Here is a 24,017-nt window from a genome sequence, read left to right as displayed (position 1 = left end):
CGCTATGGTCGACCTTGGCCGGTATCAGGGCAGCGGTTTTGACAGCGCGCTGTCCAATCCGATCGTGATTTGCCGCGGCAACAAATGAGCTTCATGACAAGGAAAGCTCGCTCTCGGCCGATTGATGCTATAGGGCGGATCACGTTATTTTGACCAGGCGCGCCCCGCAGTCCGGATGCGCCGACCAATCACTTCCTCGACGGATATCGACATGGACGGACCCAACCCCGGCATCAAGCACCCGATCCCGATGCATACGCGCGTCGGCTTCCTGAAGCCGCTGGTGAGTGCGCCGAACATCGAGATCGGCGACTTCACCTACTACGACGACCCTGACGGGCCGGACAAATTCGCCGACAAATGCGTGCTGCACCACTATCCCTTCATTGGCGACAAGCTGATCATTGGCAAGTTCTGCGCCATTGCCGAAGGCGCGCGCTTCATCATGAACGGCGCCAACCATGCCATGTCCGGCTTTTCGACCTATCCGTTCAACATCTTCGGCCATGGCTGGGAAAACGGTTTTGATCCGGCGACATGGTCGAAGGAAGTGCGCGGCGACACCGTGGTCGGCAGCGATGTCTGGATCGGCATGGAGGCGGTGATCCTGCCCGGCGTGCAAGTCGGCCATGGCGCCATCATTGCGGCGAAGTCCGTGGTGACGCACGATGTCCCATCCTACGCCATCGTCGCCGGCAACGCGGCCAAGGTGGTGAAGATGCGGTTCGACGACAGGACGATCCGGCGGCTGCTTGCGGTGGCATGGTGGGACTGGCCGGTCGACAAGATCGGCCGCAACCTCGATGCCATCAGGGGCGCCGATATTTCTCTTCTGGAGGCAGCAGCTTGAACGCTTTGAACAGCACCACGATCGGCACCGACCTTTTCACGCGCGGCTGGATCTTCATCCGCGGCGTGCCGGCCATGAAGTTCCTGCCGCCGGAAGGGCCCCCGGAAATCGCCTTTGCCGGCCGTTCCAACGTCGGCAAGTCGTCGCTGATCAACGCGCTGGTCAACCAGAAGGGGCTGGCCCGCACCTCCAACACGCCGGGGCGCACGCAGGAACTCAACTATTTCGTGCCGGATGGTTTTTCGGGCGAGGGCGCCGACCTGCCGCCAATGGCGCTGGTCGACATGCCGGGCTACGGCTACGCCACCGCGCCCAAGGAGAAGGTCGACGAGTGGACCAAGCTGGTCTTCGACTATCTCAAGGGCCGCGTCACGCTGAAGCGCGTCTATGTGCTGATCGACGCCCGCCACGGCATCAAGGCCAAGGACGACGAAGTGCTGTCGCTGCTCGACAAGGCGGCGGTGTCCTATCAGATCGTGCTGACCAAGACCGACAAGATCAAGGTCGCTGGCGTGCCGCGGCTGATCGAGGAGACGCTGGCCAAGATCAAGAAGCGGCCGGCGGCGTTTCCGTTCGTCCTGGCGACATCATCGGAAAAGGGTGAGGGTCTCGAGGAATTGCAGGCCGCCATCGTGCTTGCCGCCAATGGCGGGTGACGCGATTTCCCGTCAGGACTTTGCCTCGAGGGCAATCATCTGGTGGCGTTCTTCCTCGGCCAGGCTCGCGGTGCCGTAGGCCTTCAGGAACATATCGACGCCTGACCGGACGATGTGCTCGATCTCCTCCTGGCTCGGCGCCTTGACACGGTAGGCGAAGATGCACTGCCGGAAAAGACCGGCAAGGCAAAGATCGGTGAACTGATAGGCGGCAAGGTCGACATCGTCGATGCGCAGGAGGCCGCGCTCGATGGCGGCGTTCAAGAAGGTCACCATCCTGTCATGGCCGCGTTTGGGGCCGCGCTCGTAAAACCGCGCGCCCATGTCGGGTATCCTGTCGGAGGCGCCGATCACGGTGCGCTGCGCCTGGATGACCCTGGCCGAGGTGATCTTCATCGACAGGACCTTGCCGAACTTCACCAGCGTCTGGCGCAGATCGTCGGAACGATCGAGCAAGTCGTACATGTTCTTGAAGATGCTGCCGCGCTCTTCCTCGATCAGCGCCTCGAACAGCTCTTCCTTGTTGGCGAAGTAGACATAGATGGTGCCCTTCGACACGCCGGCCTCGCGCGTGATGTCGTTCATCGAGGCGGCCTCGAAGCCCTTGTCGATGAAGACACGGCGGGCGCCGTCGATGATCTGGCTGCGCTTGACCGGATCCTGTCCGGCGGCGGGGCGGCCGCGGCGCAGGCTGTCCAGCAGATCCTCGCATTTGTCGTTTTCGGCGTCGGGCGTTGTCTCGGCCATAAAAGTCACACCTCGAAAATAATTCGAACCAAGCGGTTCGATTGCCCCTTGATATGGTCCTCTTTACGCGCTATGTCAACGTCCATCGAACCGAACGGTTCAGTCTATTATAATCTTTCCTAGAGAGATGTCATGTCCTCAAACGCGCCATCCACCGCCGAAGTCCGTCCGTTCCCCAGCGCCAAGGTTGCGCCGGCGACGGAAGCACCGGGAATTCCTGTCCAGCCGGCCGCCGCGCCGCCGCCGGCGGAAGCCCCCGCAAAGAAGAAGCGTTCGGTGCGCTCCTTCCTGCTGCCGATCATCGGCGTTGCCCTGCTCGGCGCCGGCGCCTGGTATGGCTATGACTATTGGACGACCGGCCGTTTCATGATCTCGACCGACGACGCTTACGTCCAGGCCGACATGGCGTTCGTCTCGCCGAAGATTTCCGGCTATGTCGATCAGGTCAAGGTGAGCGAGAACCAGCTGGTCAAGGCCGGCGACCCGCTGCTGACGATCGATGACGGCGACTACAAAATAGCTGTCGCCCAGGCCGACGCCCAGATCGCCACGTTGTCGAAGACGCTCGACCGTATCGACGCGCAGACCAAGGCCGCGCAGGCTTCCCTGCAGCAGGCGCAGGCGCAGAAGGTCGCCGACCAGGCCGCGGCCGGCAATGCCGCCCGTGCCCAGCAGCGCGCCGCGCAGCTGGTCAAGACGCATGTCGGCACGCAGGCGCAGCTGGACGATGCCCAGACCGCGCTCGACCAGGCCAATGCCGCTCTGGTCGGCGCCGACGCGCAGATCGCCGCGGCGCAGGCCAATATCGGTGTGCTCGAGGCGCAGCGCGCCGAGTCGGCGAGCACGCTCGCCTCCTTGCAGCTCAGCCGCGACAAGGCCGCGCGCGACCTTTCTTTCACCGTGCTCAAGGCTCCGTATGACGGCGTCGTCGGCAACCGGTCGGTCGAGCAGGGCGACCTCGTCAGCCCCGGCCAGAAGCTCGCCGTCGTCGTGCCGCTGGACAAGCTTTACATCGTCGCCAACTTCAAGGAGACCCAGCTTGCCCGCCTGGTTCCCGGCGAAAAGGTCAACATCTCGGTCGACGCCATCGACGGCCAGCCCATCCAGGGAACCGTTTCGTCGCTCGCTCCGGCTTCAGGCGCGGTCTTCTCGCTGTTGCCGCCGGAAAATGCCACCGGCAACTTCACCAAGGTGGTGCAGCGCGTCCCGGTCCGCATCGACGTCCCGGCCGATGCCCTCAGGACCGGCAAGTTGCGCGCTGGCTTGAGCGTTGTCGTCAACGTCGACAGCCGCACCGCACCTGCCGCGAGCACCAACTAAGCGCTTTTCGGAGGGCGGCTCGGGGGCTGATTAAGCACTGAGCCGCCCGGCCTGCCTCAAGGAGGCCCATGCAATGGCAACCGCAACAATCACCGCAGGATCGCCGCCGGCACGGCCGGCCGTCCCTGACACTATTTCCACACGCCGGATCATTGCCTTCCTGGCGATGGTGTTCGGCATGTTCATGGCGATCCTGGACATCCAGATCGTCTCCGCCTCACTGTCCGAGATCCAGGCGGGCTTGAGCGCCAGCTCCGATGAGATTCCGTGGGTGCAGACGGCCTATCTGATCGCCGAGGTGGTCATGATCCCGCTGTCGGGCTTCCTCAGCCGCATGCTGTCGACGCGCGTGCTGTTCACCATCGCGGCAGCCGGCTTCACCGCCGCCAGCGCGCTCGCCGCGACCGCCACCAACATCGACCAGATGATCGTCTACCGCGCCGTGCAGGGGTTCATCGGCGGCGGCATGATCCCGAGTGTCTTCGCGGCCGCCTTCACCATCTTCCCGCCCTCGCGCCGCGCCATCGTCTCGCCGATGATCGGCCTGGTGGCGACGCTGGCGCCGACCATCGGCCCGACCGTCGGCGGTTACATCAGCCATGCTTTTTCGTGGCACTGGCTGTTCCTGGTCAATGTCGTCCCCGGCATTCTGGTGGCGACCGCGGCCTGGTCGCTGATCGACTTCGACAAGCCCAATCTAAAGCTGTTCAACAAGTTCGACTGGTGGGGCCTCGCCGGCATGGCGGCGTTCCTCGGCTGCATGGAATACGTGCTCGAGGAAGGCCCCAATAATGACTGGCTGCAGGACCAGGGTGTGTTCATCTGCGCCATCGTCATGACCATCGGCGCGGTGATCTTCTTCTGGCGTGTCTTCACCGCCGAGGAGCCGATCGTCGATCTGCGGGCCTTCAGCAACATCAACTTCGCCTTCGGTTCGCTGTTTTCCTTCGTCATCGGCATCGGCCTCTACGGGCTGACCTATCTCTATCCGGTCTTCCTTGGCCGCATCCGCGGTTACGATTCGATGATGATCGGTGAGGCTCTGTTCGTCAGCGGCCTGGCCATGTTCGTCACCGCGCCGATCTCCGGCATTCTGTCGAGCAAGATGGATTTGCGGCTGATGATGATGATCGGCTTCTTCGGCTTCGCCACCGGCACGTGGTGGATGACGCACCTGACCGCCGACTGGGATTTCTATGAACTGCTGATCCCGCAGATCCTGCGCGGCTGTTCGATGATGCTGTGCATGGTGCCGATCAACAACATCGCGCTCGGCACCTTGCCGCCCGACCGGCTGAAGAATGCGTCCGGCCTGTTCAACCTGACGCGCAACCTCGGTGGTGCCGTCGGCCTTGCCCTCATCAACACCGTGCTGATCGATCGCAACGCCTTCCACTACGCAAGGCTGTCGGAGCACGTGCAGTGGGGCAGTGCGGCGGCCCAGCAGAAGCTGCAGAACATGACGCTCAATTTCGAGCAGACCACGGGCCTCGATGCCGCCAGCGCGGCGATCTCCAAGCTGTCGGGCATGGTCCAGCAGCAGGCGGCGCTGCTGTCCTTCATGGACGTGTTCTACATGCTGACGGTGCTGTTCGCGACGCTTGGCCTGTTCACCGTGCTGATCAACAAGCCGGCCGCGCCCAGTGGCGGCGGAGGCGGCGGCCACTAGACAAAAATACCCTACGTGGGCAGCGGTTTCGGGAAGCTCCTCCAGTCCACGCCCGAAAAGCTCTGACCGCGCAAAAAACTCCGGGCCGCAAAGCCCGGAGTTTTTCGTTTGAAGCAGATCTTGTCAGGCCGTGGCGGGCTTGAAGCTCAGCGCCACGCCGTTGATGCAATGGCGCAGGCCGGTCGGCGCCGGGCCGTCGTCGAAGACATGGCCGAGATGGCCGCCGCAGCGGCGGCAATGCACCTCGGTGCGGGTCATGCCCAGCGACCGGTCCTCGGTCTTGCCGATGCCATTGGCGATCTCCTGCCAGAAGCTCGGCCAGCCGGTGCCGGAATCGAATTTCGTCTCCGAGGGATAGACCGGCAGGTCGCAGCCGGCACAGGCGAAAATGCCCTTGCGGTGCTCGTTGAGCAGCGGGCTGGTGCCGGGATATTCGGTGCCTTCTTTGCGCAGCACGTCGAAGGCCGCCGGCGACAGGATGGCCTTCCATTCGTCGTCGGTCTTGGTGATCTCGAATTTCTCGGCGGCTTGAGCCGCCTGCGGGCCGCCCATGCGCAGCAAGGTAGCGGCGGCCCCGACGGCGCCAACGGCAGCGACACCGCTCAAAAGAAAGTCGCGACGGTTCATGACCAGTTCCTCCGATTGTCTATTTTGCCAAACTATGCCGCCACGCGAAAGTCAAAAGCCGGTGACGGCTGCCCTCGAACGAACTCCGCGCCATTCCACGGTTTGGCCGTGGGCGCCGCGGAGCTCGCGTGTCGCTTGCAAGTCGAGGGAGCGAGACGATGCAATCGACGGAGGGCTCTTGCAGCAGGTTCGCCACGCCAAGCCCTTTGTTACATCTTCGGCCAGATCACATCTTCGGGAGCAGGACCTTGTCGATGACGTGGATGACGCCGTTGGACTGCTCGACATCGGCGATCGTCACATTGGCGACATTGCCGTTCTCGTCGGTGACGGTGACCTTGCCGCCATCGGCCTTGAGCGACAGCTCGCAGCCGCCGGCGGTCTTGACCTTGTGGGTGCCGCCGTCGGCCTTGGCCATCGCGGCGACGTCGGCGCCCATCGCCTTGGCGCCGATGACGTGGCAGGTCAGGATCTTGACGAGCTTGTCCTTGTTCTCGGGCTTGAGCAGCGTGTCGACCGTGCCGGCCGGCAGGGCGGCAAAGGCTTCGTTGGTCGGCGCGAACACGGTGAATGGACCGGCGCCCTGCAGGGTGTCGACCAGGCCGGCTGCCTTGACGGCGGCGACCAGCGTCGTGTGATCCTTCGAATTGACGGCGTTTTCGACGATGGTCTTGTTGGCAAACATGGCGGCGCCGCCGACCATCGGGTTTTCGGCATAGGCGGCGGTGGCAAGCGCGGACACGGCGATTGTACCCGCAAGCAAAAGGGTGGCGAATTTACGCATAATGTAGAACTCCTCGGGTTTTCTCTTCCCATTTTTGGGGACGTGAGGAGATACGGAATACAAACGCGGGAGTTTCAGGGTATTCTGAATTTTGAATTTATTTGCACATGAGGGAAGAGAGTTTACAGGCACGGTAGTTTGCCGACTTAGTCGTTCATTAGACATGCGTGATGAAGATAGAATTGGATCGCCGGTGCCATGGCCGCAGACGCGAACAATCGGGCTAGATGCTCTTCAAATCGCCCGCGGCAACTACCGGTCCGGTCGGCTGCCCGGTTGGCGAACCGCCTGGCGGTTCGAGGCTGACGGCAAGCACCGCGCCTTGCGCCAGCTTCTGCTGCGCCGCCGGCGAGACGACGATATGAGCCGTCGCTCCGCTTGGGATAACACCCATCGAGACCGGCGCGTTCTTGCCTTCGATCATCCAAAGTTCGAAGTCCTTGCCGGACGCGCGCTCGCCGGAAACATGCGACAGGCTGACTTCATGGTGCGCGGCATCGTAGACGGCGAGGTATTTGACGTCGCTGCCGTCGGCGGCCAGCGAGGCGACTAGCCGCGTCTGCGGCTGGACGGCCGGCGGATTGACGTAGGGCACGGCAATGTGGAGCGCGAGCGCGGCAACCGCCGCTGCCGCGAGGCCGCGCCAGAAGGCGAGGCTGGACCACAGGCCGGCACGGGGTTCGGCGGGTGCGGCCGGGGTCGATGCAAACAGGCGTCGATCGACAGCCGCCTTCACCGATGCCGGCGGCTCGATTTCCGGATAGGCGTCAGCCAGTGGCGAGAGGCGAACCTCCCAGCCGTCGACAAGCCGCGCGAAATCGGTCTCGGAATCGATGCGCCTGGACGCGATCTGCCGCTCGTCCGCCGGCAGCACGCCGAGAACGTATTCGGCGGCGAACATGTCGTCGCCCCCACGTTCCGGTCCATTGTCCTCTGCGAGCGTCATCTCTCCAGGCATTCTCTGAGTTTCATCAGGCTGCGGCGCAGCCAGGTACGCATCGTGTTCAACGGCACGCCGTGGCGTTCCGCCAGTTCGGCATAGCTTTCGCCCTTGAGATAAGCGCCCCGGACGGCCGCCGCCCGGTCCTTCTCCAGTTCGTCGAGGCAATGATGGACGCGTTCGGTCTCGTCACCCGCCACCGCCATCGCTTCAGGTCCCGGCGCCGGATCGGCCACGTCCAGCGCGGCATCGATATCGGCGGCTGGCTTGCGTCGCGCCCTGATGCGATCGATCGCATGATTGCGCGCGATCGCCACCAGCCATGAGATCGGGCTCAGATCGGAGACAGCAAAACGGTCCGCCTTGGTCCATATCTTGACGAAGACTTCCTGCAGCGCTTCTTCAGCATCTCCCCGGTCGTTCAATACACGAAGGCATACGCCGAAAAGTTTCGCGCTGGTCTGCCGGTAGAGCAGATCGAACGCGGCCCGATCCTTCATCGAAGTCCGGACGATCAGCTTGGTGATGTCCTGCGGCGTCATGCCGAGCCAAACTAGGCAATTGCGTTGTATTTGCAACGACGGAAATATTCCATGCACCTAAAGGTCCGGCGTCCGGACGCAGGCTTCGATTGCCAAGGGAATCGCCGCTGGCTAGCTTGGCGGCAACGGGGGGCGCACATGTCGGTCGAACGGATCCTGTGGGATGAAGACGCAACCGGCCTTGCCGGCCTGGTGCGCAAGGGCGAGCTGTCCGCGATCGAGCTGACCGAGGCGGCGATCGCACGCGCCGAGGCCACAAGGCCTGAAATCAATGCCACGGCCGAGCCGCTCTATGAAGCCGCACGGGCGCGGGCGAAAACCATGGACCGTTCGTTGCCGCTGGCCGGCGTGCCCTTTGCCATCAAGGATCTCGGCATCGCCATCAAGGGTGTACCGTCGCATGGCGGCAGCCGCATCCCGGCATGGCTGCCCGATGTCAATTCGGTGATGACCGAGCGCTATCTTGCCGCCGGGCTGGTCCCGATCGTCACCTCGACATCGCCGGAACATGGGCTGCGGCTGATGACCGAATCCAAGGCCTTCGGCATCACCCGCAATCCCTGGAACACCGGCCACACCAGTGGCGGCTCATCCGGCGGTTCGGCAGCCCTGGTCGCCGCCGGTGTTGTGCCGGTGGCGCATGCCTCGGATGGCGGCGGCTCGATCCGCGTGCCGTCCGCCTGCACCGGGCTGGTCGGCCTCAAGACCTCGCGCGGCCGCATCCCGCTGACGCCGCTGGTGAGCGAAAGCTGGTACGGCATGGTGGTCGACCATGCCGTCACCCGCTCGGTGCGCGATTGCGCGCTGCTGCTCGACCTCACCCACGGTCCCGACTCGCTGTCGCTTTACGCCGCGCTGCCGCCGAAGGGCACATTCGCCGCTGCCGCCGCGCGCGATCCCGGCAAGCTCAGCCTGGCGGTCTACCGCAAGTCGCCGCTTGGCCTGCCGATTTCGGCCGAGACGGTGAAAGCGCTGGACATCGCGGTGGCGCTCGCCCGCGAGGGCGGCCACACCGTCGAGGACATCGACCTGCCCTTCATCGGGCGCGATTTCTTCGCCGACTTCTGCAGGACAGTTGCCTCCGCCGTCGCCGGCACGCTGCGGGCGGAAGCACTGCGCGTCGGCCGTCCCGTTACCGGCGACGTCGAGCGTGCCACGCGGGTGCTCGGCCGGCTGGGCGAGATGATTTCAGCCGGCGAGACCTATGCCGCCCTGCAGCGGCTCCACGCCGCCTCGCGACAGCTGATCGCTGAGACCGCGCACTACGATGCCGTGCTGTTGCCTGTCATCGCCCACCCGCCGCTTGCCTGTGGCGCCATGGATCCGCAAGGAGCCGATGAATTGGTCGAGAACCTGCTCGACAAGCTCCACCTCACGCCCTTGCTTAAGGTCGAGTCCGTGTTCGGCCAGCTGATGGACAAGAGCCTGTGGTTCACCCACTGGCCGGCGATCCACAATGTCAGCGGCCAGCCGTCGATTGCGCTGCCCGTCCATGTCACCGATGCCGGCCTGCCGCTCGGCATCCAGGCCGCCGGCCGGCCGGGTGACGAAGAAACGCTTTTGTCCTTCGCCGCGCAGATGGAGAAGATTTCGGGCTGGCTGAAGCGACGGGCGCCGCTGATGATGCCGTCACAATGACGAGGCCGTGAACCCGGCGAATATGACAACAATGACATTTGCGGGCAGAGCCAATTCCCGCTAAGACGCCGCCGGTCTTAACGGTGCACGTGCCCAGCGGTTTGGGGTAACGACATGCATGAATCAAAGCCAGGGAAACCATGCCGATGACGGAGATAACCGCCACCGCCGAAATGCAGGCAGCCCTGCTGTCGCGGGCGCTGCCTTACATGCAGCGCTACGAGCACAAGACGGTCGTGGTCAAATATGGCGGCCACGCCATGGGCGATATCGAGCTCGGCAAGGCTTTCGCGCGCGACATCGCGCTGTTGAAACAATCCGGGGTCAATCCGATCGTCGTCCACGGCGGCGGCCCGCAAATCGGCGCCATGCTGGCCAAGATGGGCATCGAATCCAAGTTCGAGGGCGGCCTGCGGGTCACCGACCAGAAGACCGTCGAGATCGTCGAAATGGTGCTCGCCGGCTCGATCAACAAGGAGATCGTCGCCCTGATCAATGCCGAGGGCGAATGGGCGATCGGCCTGTGCGGCAAGGACGGCAACATGGTCTTCGCCGAAAAGGCGCGCAAGACCATGATCGACCCGGACTCCAACATCGAGCGCGTGCTCGATCTCGGCTTCGTCGGCGAGCCGGTCGAGGTCGACCGCACGCTGCTCGATCTTCTGGCGCGATCCGAAATGATCCCGGTGCTGGCGCCGGTGGCGCCGGGCCGCGACGGCCACACCTACAACATCAACGCCGATACCTTCGCCGGCGCCATTGCCGGCGCCTGCAAGGCCACGCGCCTGCTGTTCCTGACCGACGTGCCCGGCGTGCTCGACAAGAACAAGAAGCTGATCGACGAATTGACGGTCGCCGAGGCAAAGTCGCTGATCAAGGACGGCACGGTCTCGGGCGGCATGATCCCCAAGGTCGAGACCTGCATCGAGGCGATCGAGCGCGGGGTCGAAGGCGTCGTCATCCTCAACGGCAAGACGCCGCATTCGGTGCTGCTCGAGCTGTTCACGGAACACGGCGCCGGCACGCTGATCGTGCCCTGACGGTCCGCGGCTGTGCCGCCTGGGCGGCGCGCGGTTGGGCGGTACGCGCTAATCAGGCAGTGCCGCCACCGCCACGATCTCGATGACCAGATCGGGATGGGCAAGTGCGACCACTCCGATCACCTCCGATGGCGGCGGATTGTTGTAGCTGCAATGCTTTGGGCAATGCTCGGCAAAGAATTCATCCATCACGTCCAACCGGAAATTTGGCGAGCTCAAGGCCCCGCCGTCCGGAAACGGTCCCTTGACGTACTGAGTGATCTTGACGAGATGCTCGAGCGAACTGCCGAGTTCCTCCAAATCCGATTTGATGTTCGTCAGAATGGAGCGCCACTGCGTCGCAGCATCACCGACGGCGCCTCCCTTGCCGCTCGACGGATCGTAGTTTTCGGCTGTGCCGGTATTTCCGGCAAGGAAGACGAACCCCTTGGCTCCCGTCACGACAGTGCCTTTCCCCCAAGGCATCAGCCGATCACCTTTCATCTTCTTATGCGTGACAAGGTTCATCGCTTCCTCCTGCCGGTAACCAACGGTTCGATTGCAGAAAATTAGCGCACTGCCCGCCGGCCGCCAGTGACAGCCTCGCGGCGGCTACGCGTGTAGGAAGCTCAGGCGGTGCGCGATTGCGCGACGACGGACGCGGCCGGTTTTCGGGCTTGGCGCGCAAACACCATCGATTCCTCTCCGGCATCCTGCGGCGCGCCCCAGAATTCGGCGAGCGTCGGGCCGTCTTTCACCCTGATGTCACGCGCCAGAAAACCCCAGACTTCGCGGAACCAGACGCGGCGGCCCATCCGCGTGTACCAGCGCATCGAATGCCGCTGCTCGGGGTCAGGATGGAACAGGATGCGCGCCAGCGCCTTTGGCCGCGACTGCACGGCGAGTTCGATCAGCTTGACCGAGAAGAACAGCATCCACGGCTTCAGCCGGGTCATGTGCAGCACCTGGTGCTTGTAGTCCCACAGCCGGGCGTCCTGCTGGATCACCTTGCGGTCGCGGGCGATCCTGAAGAACGGCGTCCAGCGATGCGGCGTCACATAGAGCGCCTGGATCTGGTCGGGATCGTAGGCGATGAGCTGGCGAAAGCCGCGCCAGAGGTCGCGAAACCCCTCATCCTCGAAACCGGCCACCCAGGTCGCCATCGACAGGATGCCATGTTTTCGCAGCAGCCGGATCGCCTCGCGGTCGGATGAGGTGCTGCCGCCCTTGCGGATCAATTGAAGCGTCTGCTCGTCGGTGTTCTCCATGCCGAGCAGCCAGCGGATGACACCGGCCTTGCGGTAGAGGTGCAGGATGTCGGCGTCGCGCACGATGTCGTCTGCCCGTGTCGAGCCGACGATCAGCACCGGCACGCTCTCGGCGATCAATGCGTCGAGAAAGGCGCGCCAGGCCTTCTTCGACACGGTCGGGTTCTCGTCCGCGAGATTGATCAGCTCGACGCCGTGCTCGCGGTGCAGCCTGGCGATTTCCCGCGCGAACTTTTTGGGATCGCGGTGCCGCCAGCGGGTCCAGAAGCCGCGCTGGCCGCAATAGTTGCACAGATGTGGGCAGCCGCGCGAAAACTGCATGACCACGGCGCGCTTGCCGCCCCAGTAGCTGTAGCGCCGGTGATCGATCAACTCCCAGCCGACGCGGTAGCCATCGAGCTCGGCGATGGTCATCGCCGGTTGCGTCGCGAAGGGACGGCGCAGATCGTCGCAAAACGCGATACCGGCGACGCTTGCCGGCGGCTGGTGCATTTCCAGCGCCTCGACCAGCGCCACGACGGTCGCCTCGCCCTCGCCGCGCACGATGAAGTCGAACACATCGGTGGCGGCCAGGATGTCGCGCCAGTGATAGGTCGGGAAGACGCCGCCATAGATGACGATGGTCCCCGGTTCGCGCGCCTTGATCATCCCGGCGATCAAAAGGGCGGTCGGGTGCGCCGAGGTCGAGCCGGAATGGCCGATCAGGACGAAGTCCGGCCGATCGTCGAGTGCGCGGCGCACCACAATGTCGAGCGGCATCGGCCCGAATTCGGCATCGACCAGCCGCACCTCATGGCCGGCGTCGATCAGCGGGCCGCCGACCGCCAGCAGGCCAAGCGGCGGCAGATGATCGTCCGGCACGCGGCTGCCGATAGCGGTGTGCGGCGGATTGATCAGGACGATTTTCATGGCCGACCTCCTGGAGGGATGATCCGCGCATGCTGGTCCGCGATGTGGACCCCGGCTTGGCCTGTTTCAGCAGTTTGCGTGCAGCTTCTCCGCAGGAATGCGGAGGGCGGGCGATGTCATCGCTTCAGGTGCGCCAGCGGCACGTGTCCGGGCCCCTTGATGTTCTGCAGCACCAGCTGGGTGTGCACGTCGCGCACACCGTCGAGCCGCATCAGCCGATGCATGACGAAGGCGTTGAGCTCGTCGACCGACGGCACCATGACATGCAGCAGGAAATCGTGGTCGCCGGTCATCGTCCAGCACGATGACACTTCGTCCATGCGCTGCACCGCGGCAATGAAGCTTTCGGGCGAGCCGTCGCTGTGGCTGACCAGGCGCACCTGGATGAAAACCTCGACCATCAAGCCCACCGCGCGGCGGCTGATCACCGCGGCAAAGCCCTTGATGATGCCGGCATCCTGCAGCGCTTCGAAGCGCCGCGCGCACGGCGTCGTCGACAGGCCGATCTCCTGCGCCAGCTCCGATACCGGCTTGCGGCCGTCGCGCTGCAGAACGTCGAGCATCTTGATCTCGAAATCATCGAACTGAGGCATTTTCACTCCTATGGCACGGATTGTGAGTGAATGTTATCCGCGATATGGCATTCGAGCCATCATAAAAGCCGATTTGCCCCAGCAAATCCGGTTAGCCTTTCGGCAGGTCACCATCATGATTTGCAGGGAGAAAAGCCATGACGACGATGAGCGTTGCCGAATATGCCCGCGACTGCGCGGCGCAAGGGTTGCGCGGCGACTATTCGGTCTGCCGTGCCGATTTCACCGTGGCGCAGGGTTATGACTACAGCGCCGAGGAACAGGCCGTGTGGCGCACTTTGTGCGATCGCCAGACCAAGCTGACGCGCAAGCTCGCCCATCACTCCTATCTCGACGGTGTCGAGAAGCTCGGCCTGCTCGACCGCATCCCCGATTTCGAGGACGTCAGCGCCAAGCTGCGCAAGCTGACCGGCTGGGAGATCGTCGCCGTGCCTGGGCTCATACCGGCCGCCCCCTTCTTCGATCATCTCGCCAATCGCCGCTTCCCGGTCACCAACTGGCTGCGCAGCAGGCAGGAGCTCGACTACATCGTCGAGCCGGACATGTTCCACGATTTCTTCGGCCACGTGCCGGTGCTGTCGCAGCCGGTGTTCGCCGACTTCATGCAGATGTATGGCAAGAAGGCCGGCGACATCATAGCGCTCGGCGGCGACGAGATGATCACCCGGCTCTACTGGTATACGGCCGAATACGGCTTGATGCAGGAGGCAGGCCAGCCGCTGAAGGCCTTTGGCGCCGGCCTGATGTCGTCCTTTACCGAATTGCAGTTCGCCGTCGAGAGCAAGGACGCCCATCACGTGCCCTTCGACCTCGAAACGGTGATGCGCACCGGCTACGAGATCGACAAGTTCCAGCGCGCCTATTTCGTGCTGCCGTCCTTCGACGCCCTGCGCGATGCCTTCCGGGCCGCCGATTTCGAGGCGATCGTCACTCGCCGCAAGGGCGAGCCACCACTCGACCCGGCGACGGTCAAGTAGATCCGGCACCAGTGTTTAAGGCGCGTCGCCTGAATCCGTTTCGACGCGACGCGCTTTGATCTCGCCAGGCTATTGCATGGCAGACGGGTTCATCCACAGGAACTCCCAGACGTTTCCGTCCGGGTCTTCGATGTGACGGTTGAACATGAAACCGAGATCCTGCGCTGGATTGGGATCGGCGCGGCCGCCTGCCGCCACGCCCTTCTCGATTATGGCATTGACCTCGTCCCTGCTGTCGGTGGTGAGCGCGATCAGCATCTGGCTGTCACGCTTGGGATCGCCGATCTGCCGCGCCGTGAACTGGCTGTAATGCTGGTGCGTGAGCAACATGACACCAATGGAGTCTGAGAACATGATCGAGCTGGCCTGGTCGCTCGAGAACTGCGGATTAAGCGTGCCCCCGATCGCGAGATAAAAGTTGGTCGCTGTCTGCAGGTCGCGCACCGGCAGATTAAGAAAGATCATCTTGGTCATCGGTCTAGGCTCGCCTTCGTTGACAGGGTACTAGTCAGTCCAGTACCGTTTCAGAGCTATCATACCGGAACGGTACCGTCTAGTACTGGTTGAGGGGCGCCATGGAAATAGAAGGTGAGACCAGATCGGCACGCAAGGATCGTGAAATCATCCAGGCGGCCACGGCGGCGTTCATCGGCAAGGGCTATGATGGGACCAGCATGGAGGAAATCGCCACCAGGGCGGGAGCTTCCAAGCAGACCATCTACAAGCACTTCACGGACAAGGAGACGCTTTTCGGCGAAGTCGTTCTATCAACCGCTACCCAGGTCAACGATGTCATAGAATCCGTGACGACACTGCTTTCCGAGGCGAAATTCATGGAGGGCGGCCTGCAGCAGCTTGCTCGACGTTTGGTAACGATGCTCCTGGATGAGGAGTTGTTGAAGCTGCGGCGCCTGATCATCGCCAACGCGGACCGAATGCCGCAGCTTGGCCGCAGCTGGTACGAAAAAGGTTTTGAGCGCATGCTTGCCTCGACGGCGTCCTGCTTTCAAAAGCTCACCGATCGAGGGCTGATGCAAACCAGTGATCCCCGTCTGGCAGCCAGCCATTTGTTTGGAATGCTTCTTTGGATTCCCATGAATGAAGCTATGTTCACGGGAAGCAATCCGCGCTCCAAGGCCGAACTTGAACGGCACGCGGATGCCTCGGTAGAGGCGTTTCTTGTCGCCTATGGGCCTCAGCCGAACTAGTCCGGCTCCCTGCCGGCGTTCGCGATAATGCCGGCGAACACATAGCCCCTATCGCCCGGCTTGCAATGGAATGGTATGGCTGGGGCTCTCCATCGGCCTCGGCATCCTGCTCGTGGCGCTTGCCGCCGCCGCCGTGCTGGTGCGCATCGCCATCCACGGCCTTTGAGCCGATATCAAGCGTCTGCCGGCGCCCTTATCGGCGCCGGCCGAGGGCCGTGGGAGCTCAGACGCTGACCACCTTGGTCAGATGCTCACCCAGCCGGCAGGCCAGCGCGGTGATCGTCGTTGTCGGGTTGGCTTGCCCCGACGTGCAGAACACCGAAGAGCCGCCGACATAGAGATTGTCCATGCCATGCACCTTGCAGTTGGCATCGACCACGCTCTTGGTGACGTCGGTGCCCATGCGCGTGCCGCCCATATGGTGGTGGCCTGCCGTCTCGTCGTTGGTCGGGTAGTCCTGGCCGTTGGCGATCCAGTCGGCGATGCGCACCCGGCCGAGATTCTTCTCGATCAGCGTCGTGCCGAACAGCCTGAGCCCTTCGAGAAGGGTACGGCGTTCCAGGTCCGATTTCTTCCAGTTCAGTTCGATGCGCGGCACGCCGGCGTGGTCGACATCGGTCTTCGACAGTTCGATCTGGTTGGAGGCCCGCGGCGCCTGTTCCCAGGCGACATAGAGCTGGGCCGCGCAGCGCAGATTCTGGCTCAGCTTGGAGGACATCCACTCGGCCATGTTGGGCGCCGTGCAGGCGAGATCGGCGATCAGGCTCTTGACCCCCGGATACGGCGTCTCGATCAGCCGGATACCGAAATTCATGATCTGCAGGCGCTCCATCGCGGCGAGCGTCGGCGAGAAGAAGGCCTCGTTGACGGCATCGACCTCGAACGCGCCGTAGTCGGCCAGGATGGCATTGCCGCCCTCGAAGGTCGGGTGCTCCATCCAGTAGCGGCCAAGCGCCGCCGCATTCGGCACCACGCCGCCGTTCGAGCGCCGGTTCGACCACAAAAGCAGCCGTGAATTCTCCAGCCCGCCGGTGCAGACGATGAAATAGTCGGCATTGAACGTTCCGGCATCCTGGCCGTCGGACCACAGTCTGGCGCCGGTCACCCGTTTGCCGTCGCCGGCAAGTTCGGTGGCATAAGTGTTGAGTACGACGGCGATGTTCCCGCTCTTGTCGAGTTCGTCGCCGAATTTCTCGGCGAAACGCACCGCCGGGCTCTTGATCAGCTGCACCCAGCGAATGTCGTCCGATATCGGCACATCCGGCCGGAAATCGGGAAGGTCGAGGATGTCGTGCACCTCATTCAGGTAGGGCTCGATGTCGGCGCGTCGGATAGGCCAGCCGGTGTCGGGTGCCCAGGCCTTCGGCTCGAAATCCTGCTTGTCGAGCACACGGCACCATCCGGCCCAGTGGTTGGAGCTGCCGCCCATGAATCGCAGCCGGGTGATGTCGAGGTCGAAATAGAAGTCGCCGACCGTGGTGCCGCGGTAGAAATCTTGGGATTCATCGCTGAAATCCCGCGCGCCGGCTTCCAGCACCACGACTGGAATGCCGGCGGCACCGAGCTTGCGGGCAATGGTGGTGCCAGCCGGGCCGGAACCGAGGATGCAGACCTTGGGTCTGAAATTGGCGGCGCGATACGCCTCGTAACTGTCGAAGATCATGCCAGATCGCTCCGCTTCAGGATCCAGCCATTGACCTCGACGATTTCGCTCGGGTCGGCCAGTGCATCGACCCGGGATGCGCCGGTATGGGCGGCGTCGGCAGGCGATTTGCGGAACAGGGACAGGGCTGGCATTGCGATCAGCGCCTGCATCATCGTGCGGCGCGACATTTCTTTGAAGAAACTCATGACTGGTCTCTCGATGGGAGCCTCGGCTGCGCATGGCGTTCCCGGAACGGGACATGCATCGAGGAAGAAGCTTGTTTCGTGCCAAACCTAACCGTGAAGCCGTTTCAAGCCGGATAATGGCGCGGCCCGCTGCAAACAAAGTTAGAAATCTCTTGACGGCGGCGCTGGCTTGAGCGGCCCCGGTCTCCCGGCCATTCGCCGGCGGCTTAAGCGGCGGCAGAGATATCCGTATCGAGGACCGACAGGTTGCGGCCCGCGTGCTTGGCTTGATAGAGGCGCCGGTCGGCGGCGCGCATCAGCTCCGATACATTGGCTTCCTCGCCGCAGACGGTGCCGCCGATGCTGACGGTCAGCGGAATGGTCCGCTCGTCGACGGGCCGGAAGCGGATCAACTCGACCTCGCGGCGAATGCGCTCGGCGACGCGCTTGGCCTCCTGCTCGGTGGCTCCGACCAGGAACGCGCCGAACTCCTCGCCGCCGATGCGGCCGAGCACGTCGCCGTGGCGCACGCCCCGTTCGATCGCGCTGGCGATCAGCAGCAGCGCATCGTCACCGGTCAAGTGACCGAAACTGTCGTTGATCTTCTTGAAATGATCGGCGTCGATGATCAGCAGCGCGCCGCGATCGGACTTGCGTCGGGAGCCATCCAGCGCGGCGAAGAAGCTCTCCCGGTTGAGCATGCCGGTCATGTCGTCGCGGCTTGCCTTTTCCGCCAGGCGGCGATGCGCGGCGGCCAGCTGGGCGTGCGCCCGGGCAAGTTCGCGATGCGCATTCTTCAGCCTGTCGCTCTGCCAGAAGGTGCTGGCACAAGCAACCCAGGCGAGTACCAGCGGACAAACAGTCGAGGTCAGCCAGATCGTCCGGCTCATCGGAAATCCCATGGCCGGGACGATGATCAGGGTTAGCAGAAGAGAGATGGCGACTGAGGCGAAAGCGATGGCGGCGGACTTCAGAATTATGGTGTTCATCGCTGGCTCCCACAGGACTGTCTCTGTGCCAGCAAGCCCTGAATGCCACCTTTCCCGGATGCCTAAAATTTGAATCGTGAGCCTGTTTTTGCTACTCGGGTCGCGCGGAAGTTGTGGATAAAGTGCATTTCGGAATCCGCGTTTCATGCCATAAGGGGCACATGACCACGCTCCCCGATCCCGCTCGCTTCGCTCATGTCACCGACTGGGTGTTCGATCTCGACAACACGCTCTATCCGCACCATTCGAATCTGTTCTCGCAGATCGACGTCAAGATGACCGCCTATATCGGCGAGTTGCTGGCGCTGCCGCGCGACGAGGCACGCAAGCTGCAGAAGGAGCTTTATCTCGAATATGGCACGACGCTGAACGGGCTGATGACGCGCCACGGCATCGACCCCGACGATTTCCTCGAGAAGGTCCACGACATCGACTATTCGTGGCTGGTGCCCGACCCCGTTCTCGGCACCGCCATCCGGCAGCTTCCCGGCCGCAAGTTCATCTTCACCAATGGCGACCGCAGGCACGCCGAGCGCACCGCGCGCCAGCTCGGCATCCTCGACCATTTCGACGACATCTTCGATATCATCGCCGCCGACCTCAATCCCAAGCCGGCGCGCCAGACCTACGAGAAGTTCGCCGAACTGCACGCCGTCACCGGCCACAATGCGGTGATGTTCGAAGATCTCGCCCGCAACCTTTCCGTGCCGAAATCTCTGGGCATGACCACCGTTCTGGTGGTGCCGCGCAATTTCGAGCCGACCTTCTCCGAAATATGGGAGCGCGACCCCGCCCAGGAAGACGACGTCGACTTCGTCACCGACGATCTGGCGACGTTTCTCACGGCGATTGTGGAAGGGGTAGAGGAATTGAAGAACTGAGGAATTGAAGAACTGGGGAACAGAGGAACAATCCGCCCCCTTTTCCTCAATTCGTCAGTTCTTCAATTCCCCAGTTCCCCTACCTACTCCCCCAGCTTGTAGAACCGGCTGATAATCCCCCACGCTTCGTCGGCGGTGTCGACGAAATCGATGATGTCCTGGTCGCCGGGGCTGATCGTGCCCTGTTCGGCGAGGAAGTCGAGATCGATCGCCCTTTTCCAGAACGACTTGCCGAACAGGATCACCGGCACGCGTTCCATGCGTCCGGTCTGGATCAGGGTCAGCGTTTCGAAGAATTCGTCCATCGTGCCGAAGCCGCCGGGAAACACCGCCACCGCCTTGGCGCGCATGACGAAGTGCATCTTGCGGATGGCGAAATAGTGGAAGTTGAAGCACAGCTCCGGCGTCACATAGGCGTTCGGCGCCTGCTCGTGCGGCAGCACGATGTTGAGCCCGATCGACGGCGCGCCGACATCGTCGGCGCCGCGGTTGCCGGCTTCCATGACGCCGGGTCCGCCGCCGGTCACCACGACATATTCACGGTAGTATGAAGTCGCCGACTGCTGCGAGCAGAGACGCGCGAATTTGCGCGCCTCCTCGTAATATTTGCTGTTTTCCTCGAGGTTCTTCTTCTGCGTCTCGTTCTTGGCCGCCCAGGCTTCGCCGCCGGGTTCGGGCAAGCGCGCGCCGCCGAACAGGATCACCGTGGAATGGATACCGCGCTCGGCCAGGATCATTTCCGGCTTCAGGAGTTCGAGCTGCAGCCGGACCGCGCGCAATTCGCGCCGCGTCATGAACTCGGGATCGTTCCAGGCCAGCCGGTAGGTCTCGGCCCGCGTCTGCGGCGTGTCCGGCACGCTTTTCGACCGCTCCAGATCCTCGTCCGAATGCGGCAGCGGGGTCCATCCCGCCTTTTCCATGGGAGTCATCGAATCCACCGTCCAATTCCCTTAACTGCGCCGTCCCGTGACGCACACGCGATTGACCCTCATACAGCCTTAACATAAGCAGGTTCCGCAAAAGTGTCCTGCGGTTTTGCGACAAGAACCTGCCACATGCAAAGACCGAGGCAGGCAAAGCCTGCCAGAGGTCCGCGACTTTTAAACAGGTTAAGGCTCAGGCCCTTAACAGCTTGGTAATGGAGCGAAATCATGTCGAAGCCCGATCTGGCAAGCCTCGAAAAGACGATCGAGAAGGCCTTCGAAGAGCGCGACACGATTTCGACCGCGACCCGCGGCGAGACGCGCGACGCCATCCAGTCGGCGCTCGACCTGCTCGACCGCGGCACGGTGCGCGTCGCCGAGCGGCAGGACGACGGCAAGTGGCATGTCAACCAGTGGCTGAAGAAGGCGGTGCTGCTCTCCTTCCGGCTCAACCCGATGGAGATCATCAAGGGCGGCCCCGGCCAGGCTGTGTGGTGGGACAAGGTGGCGTCCAAGTTCGACGGCTGGAGCGCCGTCGATTTCGAGAAGGCGGGCTTCCGCGCCGTGCCGGGATCGATCGTGCGCCGCTCCGCCTATGTCGCCCCGGGCGCGGTGCTGATGCCGTCCTTCGTCAATGTCGGCGCCTATATCGATACCGGCACTATGGTCGACACTTGGGTCGGGGTCGGCTCCTGCGCCCAGATCGGCAAGAACGTGCATCTTTCCGGCGGCGTCGGCATCGGCGGCGTGCTGGAGCCGATGCAGGCCGGTCCCACCATCATCGAGGACAATTGCTTTATCGGCGCGCGCTCGGAAGTCGTCGAGGGCTGCATCGTGCGTGAAGGCTCGGTGCTCGGCATGGGCGTCTTCATCGGCCAGTCGACCAAGATCGTCGACCGCGCCACCGGCGAGGTCTTCTACGGCGAGGTGCCGCCAAATTCCGTCGTCGTCGCCGGCTCGATGCCTGGCAAGCCGTTGCCGAACAACGAGCCCGGCCCCAGCCTCTACTGCGCCGTCATCGTCAAGCGTGTCGACGCCAAGACCCGGTCCAAGACCTCGATCAACGAGTTGCTGCGCGATTGATCTTTCCGTCGGGTGGGCGCACCTTCCGCCGGCGCGGCAATCGGTCGCGCTGGTTTGACATGGAGGGGTGACATGGACTGGAAATATCTGCTGACCAGCTATGAGGGTCGCATCAACCGCGCGAAGTTCTGGGCCAGCGTCGGCGTCATTTTCGTCGGCGCGGTAATCGCGATGATCCTCGACAACATACTGGGCACGACGTTCAACCAGATGCCTTACGGCTTTATCTATTTGCTCTACTCGCTTGCCATGCTCTATTCGGTCTTCGCCTTCTACGCCAAACGCTGGCACGATCGGGGCAAGTCGGGTTGGTGGAGCCTGATCATCCTGGTGCCGTTCATCGGCGCGATCTGGTTCCTGGTAGAGTGCGGCATTCTCGAAGGCACCAAGGGTGCCAATCAATACGGACCGGACCCGCTTGCCTGACAGTTCAAATCTCACCTGGCTTTTCTTCAAGACATCGGGCCGCGTCAGCCGCGCGGCCTATTTTCTTGGCGGACTGCTCGTCGCCATCATTCAGGCGTTTCCGCTGTACCGCTTCACGCTGGTGCCGGAAGGCTCGGCCGAGAGCAACATGTGGTCGTTCATCTTCTTCGTCGCCTTCATCGCCTCGCTGTGGTCGAACATCGTGCTGGCCGTGAAGCGGCTGCACGACCTCGACAAGCCGGGCATTGCCGCGCTGATCCTGTTCGTACCGGTCGTCTCGATCGTCGCCTTCCTTGTCTTGTGCCTGTTTCCAGGGCAGCCTGGACCCAACCGCTATGGCCGGCGCACCAACGAGCCGGCCCAACTCTGAGGACCGATCGGACATGCGCTATCGTACGCTTGATCCGAAACTGATCGTCGAGACCGCCGAGCGGCTGGAAGGCCGCATCGCCGACCGTTTCCCCGAAGCGGGACTGCGCGGCGTCGCCGCCGAACTGGTGTCGCTGTCGCGCGACCTAGCCAAGGCGGCCAAGGGGCTCGAGGCACCGATCTGGTGGCTGCGCGGCATCATCGTCGCCGCCGTCGTCGCCGGCGCGCTGGTCTTCCTGTTCGTCGGCACCATCCTGCCGCTCATTCACATTTCCCAGGCCGACGATGCGGTGCAGTCGGTGCAAGGCATCGAAGCCACGATCAACATGATGATCCTCGCCGTACTTGGCTTCCTGGCCCTGATCCGCACCGAGGAACGTATCAAGCGCAAGCAGGTGTTTCGCCAGCTGCACGGTCTGCGCTCGCTGATCCACGTCATCGACATGCATCAGCTGACCAAGGATCCGGCGGCGCTGTCGGCTAATTTCAAGCCGACCCTGCACTCGCCAGCCCGCATCACCAATGCTGCGGATCTGGCACGTTATCTCGACTATTGCTCGGAAATGCTGTCGATCACCGGCAAGATCGCCGCCTTGTTCGCCCAGTCGGTCAATGACGACGTCGTCATCGACGGCGTCAACGACATCGAGAATCTGAGCTCCAACCTGTCACGCAAGATCTGGCAGAAGATCACGCTGATCGAGGGCCACCCGGCGGCAGAACCTGTTCCGGCGTCAGGCCGGGCGACCCAAACCGCGCCGCTTCGGCCGCGCGCACCAAAGCGGTAACGCTTTTCAAGAGCGGCGCTGGCGTGCCCGTTCTTTCGGCGAGGCTGAGCACCGCCCCTTGCAATTCGACGATCTCCGTCGGCCGGCCGCGCCGCAGATCGTCCCACATCGACGAGCGGGCCTCGGGGTCGATCGCCAGCATGCGTCGCGCCAAAAGCCTGAACAGCCAGTCCGGCAGCCTGAGCAGCTTCGGCAGCAGCGCCGGCCGCAAGCCGGCGATACGTGCCGGCTCGATGCCTGAGGCTTTCATCGCCCGCAGCGCTTCGTCGATCTGGCCGGCCAGGATCAGCCGCCAGCGGCGATCGGCGAGTTCGCGCGCCAGCGGCAAGTCCGAAAGCGCCACCAGTGCGTTGTTCAGGTTCATCAGAAGCTTACCCCACAGCACCGCCTTCATGTCGCCATGGGTTTCGACCGCCAGCCCTTCGACATTCAGAAAACTGGCGACATCGAGGAGGCCGGCAGGACCGTCCTCGATCATCACCTTGCCGTCGCTGGCGCGGTGGACGCGCAGCGGCAACTCGCTGTCCGGCGACTGCACGACATTGAACGGCACCATGCCGGCAAGCACCGTTTGCTGCTCAAGTCCTGCTCGCAGCCTGTCGGCATTGTCGACGCCGTTCTGCAGGCTGATCACGACGGCATCGGGGCGGGCATGGGCCTTGATGAGGGCGGCCATCTCCTGCGTCGCGCCGCTCTTGACCGTCACCAGGATAACGTCGGCTTGCCGCAAAGCGGCGGCCGGATCCACGGCGACCTCGAGCGCATCCGGCTTGACCAGGCGATCACGGCCTTCGAGGTCGCTGACGCGCAATCCGCCCTGGCGCAGCGCTGCCTCGATGCGCGGCCGGGCCATCAGGATCACCTGGCGTCCGGCAAGAGCCAGGCAGCCGCCGGCGTAGCAGCCGATGCTGCCGGCACCGGCAATGACGATCTTCTTCCCGCCGTTTGTCATTCTGTCGTTCCGACGCGGCCGCGACTATA

The 24,017-nt window shown here is 63.3% G+C and carries 27 protein-coding genes; 13 read left to right on the top strand and 14 right to left on the bottom strand.

Going from position 1 to position 24,017, the window contains the following annotated elements; translation table 11 throughout:
* Window positions 1-211: 211 nt before the first annotated feature.
* Both AC0NIH_RS02995 and yihA read left to right on the top strand, forming a co-directional pair.
* Complete coding sequence (locus AC0NIH_RS02995; protein WP_473467100.1) at window positions 212-850, top strand: CatB-related O-acetyltransferase; 639 nt, start codon at window positions 212-214, stop codon at window positions 848-850.
* A complete protein-coding gene (gene yihA, locus AC0NIH_RS02990) occupies window positions 847-1,506 on the top strand; it encodes a ribosome biogenesis GTP-binding protein YihA/YsxC (protein ID WP_013891880.1) in 660 nt (219 codons plus the stop codon). Before AC0NIH_RS02995 ends, yihA begins: the two co-directional genes overlap by 4 nt.
* Before the next feature lie 12 nt (window positions 1,507-1,518).
* Here yihA and AC0NIH_RS02985 read toward each other — a convergent pair whose 3' ends face one another.
* Entirely contained in the window at window positions 1,519-2,253 is a 735-nt protein-coding gene (locus AC0NIH_RS02985; protein ID WP_023765445.1) for a TetR/AcrR family transcriptional regulator, read from the bottom strand.
* Window positions 2,254-2,385: 132 nt separating this feature from the next.
* On the opposite strand from AC0NIH_RS02985, the gene AC0NIH_RS02980 reads away from it, so the two are divergent.
* Together AC0NIH_RS02980 and AC0NIH_RS02975 are read left to right on the top strand one after the other, a co-directional pair.
* Window positions 2,386-3,573, top strand: coding sequence for an HlyD family secretion protein (locus AC0NIH_RS02980; protein WP_352709409.1), 1,188 nt, complete (start codon window positions 2,386-2,388; stop codon window positions 3,571-3,573).
* 73 nt (window positions 3,574-3,646) lie between these two features.
* Window positions 3,647-5,242, top strand: coding sequence for a DHA2 family efflux MFS transporter permease subunit (locus tag AC0NIH_RS02975; RefSeq protein ID WP_287276774.1), 1,596 nt, complete (start codon window positions 3,647-3,649; stop codon window positions 5,240-5,242).
* A 123-nt stretch (window positions 5,243-5,365) separates the two neighbouring features.
* Here the strand turns inward: AC0NIH_RS02975 and msrB are convergent, their stop codons facing one another.
* From msrB to AC0NIH_RS02955, 4 genes are all read right to left on the bottom strand, one after another.
* Window positions 5,366-5,869: a peptide-methionine (R)-S-oxide reductase MsrB gene (gene msrB / locus AC0NIH_RS02970; RefSeq protein WP_352709413.1), complete on the bottom strand. Its 504-nt coding sequence runs from the start codon at window positions 5,867-5,869 to the stop codon at window positions 5,366-5,368.
* 226 nt (window positions 5,870-6,095) lie between these two features.
* Window positions 6,096-6,653, bottom strand: coding sequence for a fasciclin domain-containing protein (locus AC0NIH_RS02965; protein ID WP_473467103.1), 558 nt, complete (start codon window positions 6,651-6,653; stop codon window positions 6,096-6,098).
* Window positions 6,654-6,876: 223 nt separating this feature from the next.
* Window positions 6,877-7,599, bottom strand: coding sequence for an anti-sigma factor (locus tag AC0NIH_RS02960; protein ID WP_473467105.1), 723 nt, complete (start codon window positions 7,597-7,599; stop codon window positions 6,877-6,879).
* Window positions 7,596-8,135: a sigma-70 family RNA polymerase sigma factor gene (locus tag AC0NIH_RS02955; protein ID WP_140575302.1), complete on the bottom strand. Its 540-nt coding sequence runs from the start codon at window positions 8,133-8,135 to the stop codon at window positions 7,596-7,598. The genes AC0NIH_RS02960 and AC0NIH_RS02955 overlap by 4 nt, the downstream gene beginning before the upstream one ends.
* A gap of 138 nt (window positions 8,136-8,273) precedes the next feature.
* Between AC0NIH_RS02955 and AC0NIH_RS02950 the strand changes: the two genes are divergently transcribed.
* Window positions 8,274-9,773 (top strand): amidase, encoded by a 1,500-nt coding sequence (locus tag AC0NIH_RS02950; RefSeq protein WP_473467106.1) that lies wholly within the window; start codon window positions 8,274-8,276, stop codon window positions 9,771-9,773.
* Between the two features lie 146 nt (window positions 9,774-9,919).
* Window positions 9,920-10,813: an acetylglutamate kinase gene (gene argB, locus AC0NIH_RS02945; protein ID WP_023765453.1), complete on the top strand. Its 894-nt coding sequence runs from the start codon at window positions 9,920-9,922 to the stop codon at window positions 10,811-10,813.
* A gap of 48 nt (window positions 10,814-10,861) precedes the next feature.
* Here the strand turns inward: argB and AC0NIH_RS02940 are convergent, their stop codons facing one another.
* The 3 genes from AC0NIH_RS02940 to AC0NIH_RS02930 form a co-directional block, all read right to left on the bottom strand.
* Complete coding sequence (locus tag AC0NIH_RS02940; RefSeq protein WP_013891870.1) at window positions 10,862-11,320, bottom strand: RidA family protein; 459 nt, start codon at window positions 11,318-11,320, stop codon at window positions 10,862-10,864.
* 101 nt (window positions 11,321-11,421) lie between these two features.
* The gene (gene bchE, locus AC0NIH_RS02935; protein WP_473467108.1) at window positions 11,422-12,969 is read right to left on the bottom strand and encodes a magnesium-protoporphyrin IX monomethyl ester anaerobic oxidative cyclase; all 1,548 of its coding nucleotides are present in this window, start codon (window positions 12,967-12,969) and stop codon (window positions 11,422-11,424) included.
* 116 nt (window positions 12,970-13,085) lie between these two features.
* Complete coding sequence (locus AC0NIH_RS02930) at window positions 13,086-13,562, bottom strand: Lrp/AsnC family transcriptional regulator (protein WP_013891868.1); 477 nt, start codon at window positions 13,560-13,562, stop codon at window positions 13,086-13,088.
* 137 nt (window positions 13,563-13,699) lie between these two features.
* Between AC0NIH_RS02930 and phhA the strand changes: the two genes are divergently transcribed.
* The gene (gene phhA / locus AC0NIH_RS02925; protein WP_473467111.1) at window positions 13,700-14,539 is read left to right on the top strand and encodes a phenylalanine 4-monooxygenase; all 840 of its coding nucleotides are present in this window, start codon (window positions 13,700-13,702) and stop codon (window positions 14,537-14,539) included.
* Window positions 14,540-14,608: 69 nt separating this feature from the next.
* Here phhA and AC0NIH_RS02920 read toward each other — a convergent pair whose 3' ends face one another.
* A complete protein-coding gene (locus AC0NIH_RS02920; RefSeq protein ID WP_473467113.1) occupies window positions 14,609-15,013 on the bottom strand; it encodes a VOC family protein in 405 nt (134 codons plus the stop codon).
* Between the two features lie 101 nt (window positions 15,014-15,114).
* Between AC0NIH_RS02920 and AC0NIH_RS02915 the strand changes: the two genes are divergently transcribed.
* Complete coding sequence (locus tag AC0NIH_RS02915; RefSeq protein WP_473467116.1) at window positions 15,115-15,747, top strand: TetR/AcrR family transcriptional regulator; 633 nt, start codon at window positions 15,115-15,117, stop codon at window positions 15,745-15,747.
* 223 nt (window positions 15,748-15,970) lie between these two features.
* Here the strand turns inward: AC0NIH_RS02915 and AC0NIH_RS02910 are convergent, their stop codons facing one another.
* The 3 genes from AC0NIH_RS02910 to AC0NIH_RS02900 all read right to left on the bottom strand — a co-directional run bounded on the left by AC0NIH_RS02910 (window position 15,971) and on the right by AC0NIH_RS02900 (window position 18,566).
* Complete coding sequence (locus AC0NIH_RS02910; protein ID WP_473467118.1) at window positions 15,971-17,410, bottom strand: GMC oxidoreductase; 1,440 nt, start codon at window positions 17,408-17,410, stop codon at window positions 15,971-15,973.
* Entirely contained in the window at window positions 17,407-17,598 is a 192-nt protein-coding gene (locus AC0NIH_RS02905; protein WP_023765459.1) for a hypothetical protein, read from the bottom strand. Before AC0NIH_RS02905 ends, AC0NIH_RS02910 begins: the two co-directional genes overlap by 4 nt.
* Window positions 17,599-17,804: 206 nt before the next feature.
* On the bottom strand, window positions 17,805-18,566 hold the full coding sequence (locus AC0NIH_RS02900) for a GGDEF domain-containing protein (protein WP_023765460.1): 762 nt from the start codon (window positions 18,564-18,566) through the stop codon (window positions 17,805-17,807).
* A gap of 161 nt (window positions 18,567-18,727) precedes the next feature.
* Between AC0NIH_RS02900 and AC0NIH_RS02895 the strand changes: the two genes are divergently transcribed.
* Window positions 18,728-19,447, top strand: a complete 720-nt coding sequence (locus AC0NIH_RS02895; protein WP_013891859.1) for a pyrimidine 5'-nucleotidase — start codon at window positions 18,728-18,730, stop codon at window positions 19,445-19,447.
* Window positions 19,448-19,530: 83 nt separating this feature from the next.
* On the opposite strand, the gene AC0NIH_RS02890 is transcribed toward AC0NIH_RS02895, so the two are convergent.
* Entirely contained in the window at window positions 19,531-20,376 is an 846-nt protein-coding gene (locus tag AC0NIH_RS02890) for an LOG family protein (RefSeq protein WP_023777826.1), read from the bottom strand.
* A 222-nt stretch (window positions 20,377-20,598) separates the two neighbouring features.
* Here AC0NIH_RS02890 and dapD point away from each other — a divergent pair, with 222 nt between their 5' ends.
* The 4 genes from dapD (at window position 20,599) to AC0NIH_RS02870 (ending at window position 23,036) form a co-directional block, all read left to right on the top strand.
* Window positions 20,599-21,453: a 2,3,4,5-tetrahydropyridine-2,6-dicarboxylate N-succinyltransferase gene (gene dapD, locus AC0NIH_RS02885; RefSeq protein WP_013891857.1), complete on the top strand. Its 855-nt coding sequence runs from the start codon at window positions 20,599-20,601 to the stop codon at window positions 21,451-21,453.
* Window positions 21,454-21,525: 72 nt separating this feature from the next.
* The gene (locus tag AC0NIH_RS02880; protein ID WP_023765462.1) at window positions 21,526-21,879 is read left to right on the top strand and encodes a DUF805 domain-containing protein; all 354 of its coding nucleotides are present in this window, start codon (window positions 21,526-21,528) and stop codon (window positions 21,877-21,879) included.
* Window positions 21,872-22,249: a DUF805 domain-containing protein gene (locus AC0NIH_RS02875; protein WP_473467120.1), complete on the top strand. Its 378-nt coding sequence runs from the start codon at window positions 21,872-21,874 to the stop codon at window positions 22,247-22,249. The genes AC0NIH_RS02880 and AC0NIH_RS02875 overlap by 8 nt, the downstream gene beginning before the upstream one ends.
* A 13-nt stretch (window positions 22,250-22,262) precedes the next feature.
* The gene (locus tag AC0NIH_RS02870) at window positions 22,263-23,036 is read left to right on the top strand and encodes a hypothetical protein (RefSeq protein WP_473467122.1); all 774 of its coding nucleotides are present in this window, start codon (window positions 22,263-22,265) and stop codon (window positions 23,034-23,036) included.
* Here the strand turns inward: AC0NIH_RS02870 and AC0NIH_RS02865 are convergent.
* Window positions 22,939-23,988 carry a 2-dehydropantoate 2-reductase gene (locus AC0NIH_RS02865; protein WP_473467125.1) on the bottom strand — a complete coding sequence of 350 codons (1,050 nt, stop codon included), beginning with the start codon at window positions 23,986-23,988 and terminating at the stop codon, window positions 22,939-22,941. The genes AC0NIH_RS02870 and AC0NIH_RS02865 overlap by 98 nt on opposite strands.
* Window positions 23,989-24,017: the final 29 nt, after the last annotated feature.

The sequence above is a fragment of the Mesorhizobium sp. WSM1386 genome (assembly GCF_055901595.1).
The sequence above is the reverse complement of the archived record's forward strand: the minus strand, read 5'-3'. Positions and strand labels throughout refer to the sequence as shown.

Bases quoted from the DNA above. Each gene is read 5' to 3' on its own strand.
- AC0NIH_RS02995 (WP_473467100.1), top strand. From the start codon at position 212: ATGGACGGACCCAACCCCGGCATCAAGCACCCGATCCCGATGCATACG.
- AC0NIH_RS02985 (WP_023765445.1), bottom strand. From the start codon at position 2,253: ATGGCCGAGACAACGCCCGACGCCGAAAACGACAAATGCGAGGATCTG.
- AC0NIH_RS02980 (WP_352709409.1), top strand. From the start codon at position 2,386: ATGTCCTCAAACGCGCCATCCACCGCCGAAGTCCGTCCGTTCCCCAGC.
- AC0NIH_RS02975 (WP_287276774.1), top strand. From the start codon at position 3,647: ATGGCAACCGCAACAATCACCGCAGGATCGCCGCCGGCACGGCCGGCC.
- msrB (WP_352709413.1), bottom strand. From the start codon at position 5,869: ATGAACCGTCGCGACTTTCTTTTGAGCGGTGTCGCTGCCGTTGGCGCC.
- AC0NIH_RS02965 (WP_473467103.1), bottom strand. From the start codon at position 6,653: ATGCGTAAATTCGCCACCCTTTTGCTTGCGGGTACAATCGCCGTGTCC.
- AC0NIH_RS02960 (WP_473467105.1), bottom strand. From the start codon at position 7,599: ATGACGCTCGCAGAGGACAATGGACCGGAACGTGGGGGCGACGACATG.
- AC0NIH_RS02955 (WP_140575302.1), bottom strand. From the start codon at position 8,135: ATGACGCCGCAGGACATCACCAAGCTGATCGTCCGGACTTCGATGAAG.
- AC0NIH_RS02950 (WP_473467106.1), top strand. From the start codon at position 8,274: ATGTCGGTCGAACGGATCCTGTGGGATGAAGACGCAACCGGCCTTGCC.
- argB (WP_023765453.1), top strand. From the start codon at position 9,920: ATGACGGAGATAACCGCCACCGCCGAAATGCAGGCAGCCCTGCTGTCG.
- AC0NIH_RS02940 (WP_013891870.1), bottom strand. From the start codon at position 11,320: ATGAACCTTGTCACGCATAAGAAGATGAAAGGTGATCGGCTGATGCCT.
- bchE (WP_473467108.1), bottom strand. From the start codon at position 12,969: ATGAAAATCGTCCTGATCAATCCGCCGCACACCGCTATCGGCAGCCGC.
- AC0NIH_RS02930 (WP_013891868.1), bottom strand. From the start codon at position 13,562: ATGCCTCAGTTCGATGATTTCGAGATCAAGATGCTCGACGTTCTGCAG.
- phhA (WP_473467111.1), top strand. From the start codon at position 13,700: ATGACGACGATGAGCGTTGCCGAATATGCCCGCGACTGCGCGGCGCAA.
- AC0NIH_RS02920 (WP_473467113.1), bottom strand. From the start codon at position 15,013: ATGACCAAGATGATCTTTCTTAATCTGCCGGTGCGCGACCTGCAGACA.
- AC0NIH_RS02915 (WP_473467116.1), top strand. From the start codon at position 15,115: ATGGAAATAGAAGGTGAGACCAGATCGGCACGCAAGGATCGTGAAATC.
- AC0NIH_RS02910 (WP_473467118.1), bottom strand. From the start codon at position 17,410: ATGATCTTCGACAGTTACGAGGCGTATCGCGCCGCCAATTTCAGACCC.
- AC0NIH_RS02905 (WP_023765459.1), bottom strand. From the start codon at position 17,598: ATGAGTTTCTTCAAAGAAATGTCGCGCCGCACGATGATGCAGGCGCTG.
- AC0NIH_RS02900 (WP_023765460.1), bottom strand. From the start codon at position 18,566: ATGAACACCATAATTCTGAAGTCCGCCGCCATCGCTTTCGCCTCAGTC.
- AC0NIH_RS02895 (WP_013891859.1), top strand. From the start codon at position 18,728: ATGACCACGCTCCCCGATCCCGCTCGCTTCGCTCATGTCACCGACTGG.
- AC0NIH_RS02890 (WP_023777826.1), bottom strand. From the start codon at position 20,376: ATGACTCCCATGGAAAAGGCGGGATGGACCCCGCTGCCGCATTCGGAC.
- dapD (WP_013891857.1), top strand. From the start codon at position 20,599: ATGTCGAAGCCCGATCTGGCAAGCCTCGAAAAGACGATCGAGAAGGCC.
- AC0NIH_RS02880 (WP_023765462.1), top strand. From the start codon at position 21,526: ATGGACTGGAAATATCTGCTGACCAGCTATGAGGGTCGCATCAACCGC.
- AC0NIH_RS02870 (WP_473467122.1), top strand. From the start codon at position 22,263: ATGCGCTATCGTACGCTTGATCCGAAACTGATCGTCGAGACCGCCGAG.
- AC0NIH_RS02865 (WP_473467125.1), bottom strand. From the start codon at position 23,988: ATGACAAACGGCGGGAAGAAGATCGTCATTGCCGGTGCCGGCAGCATC.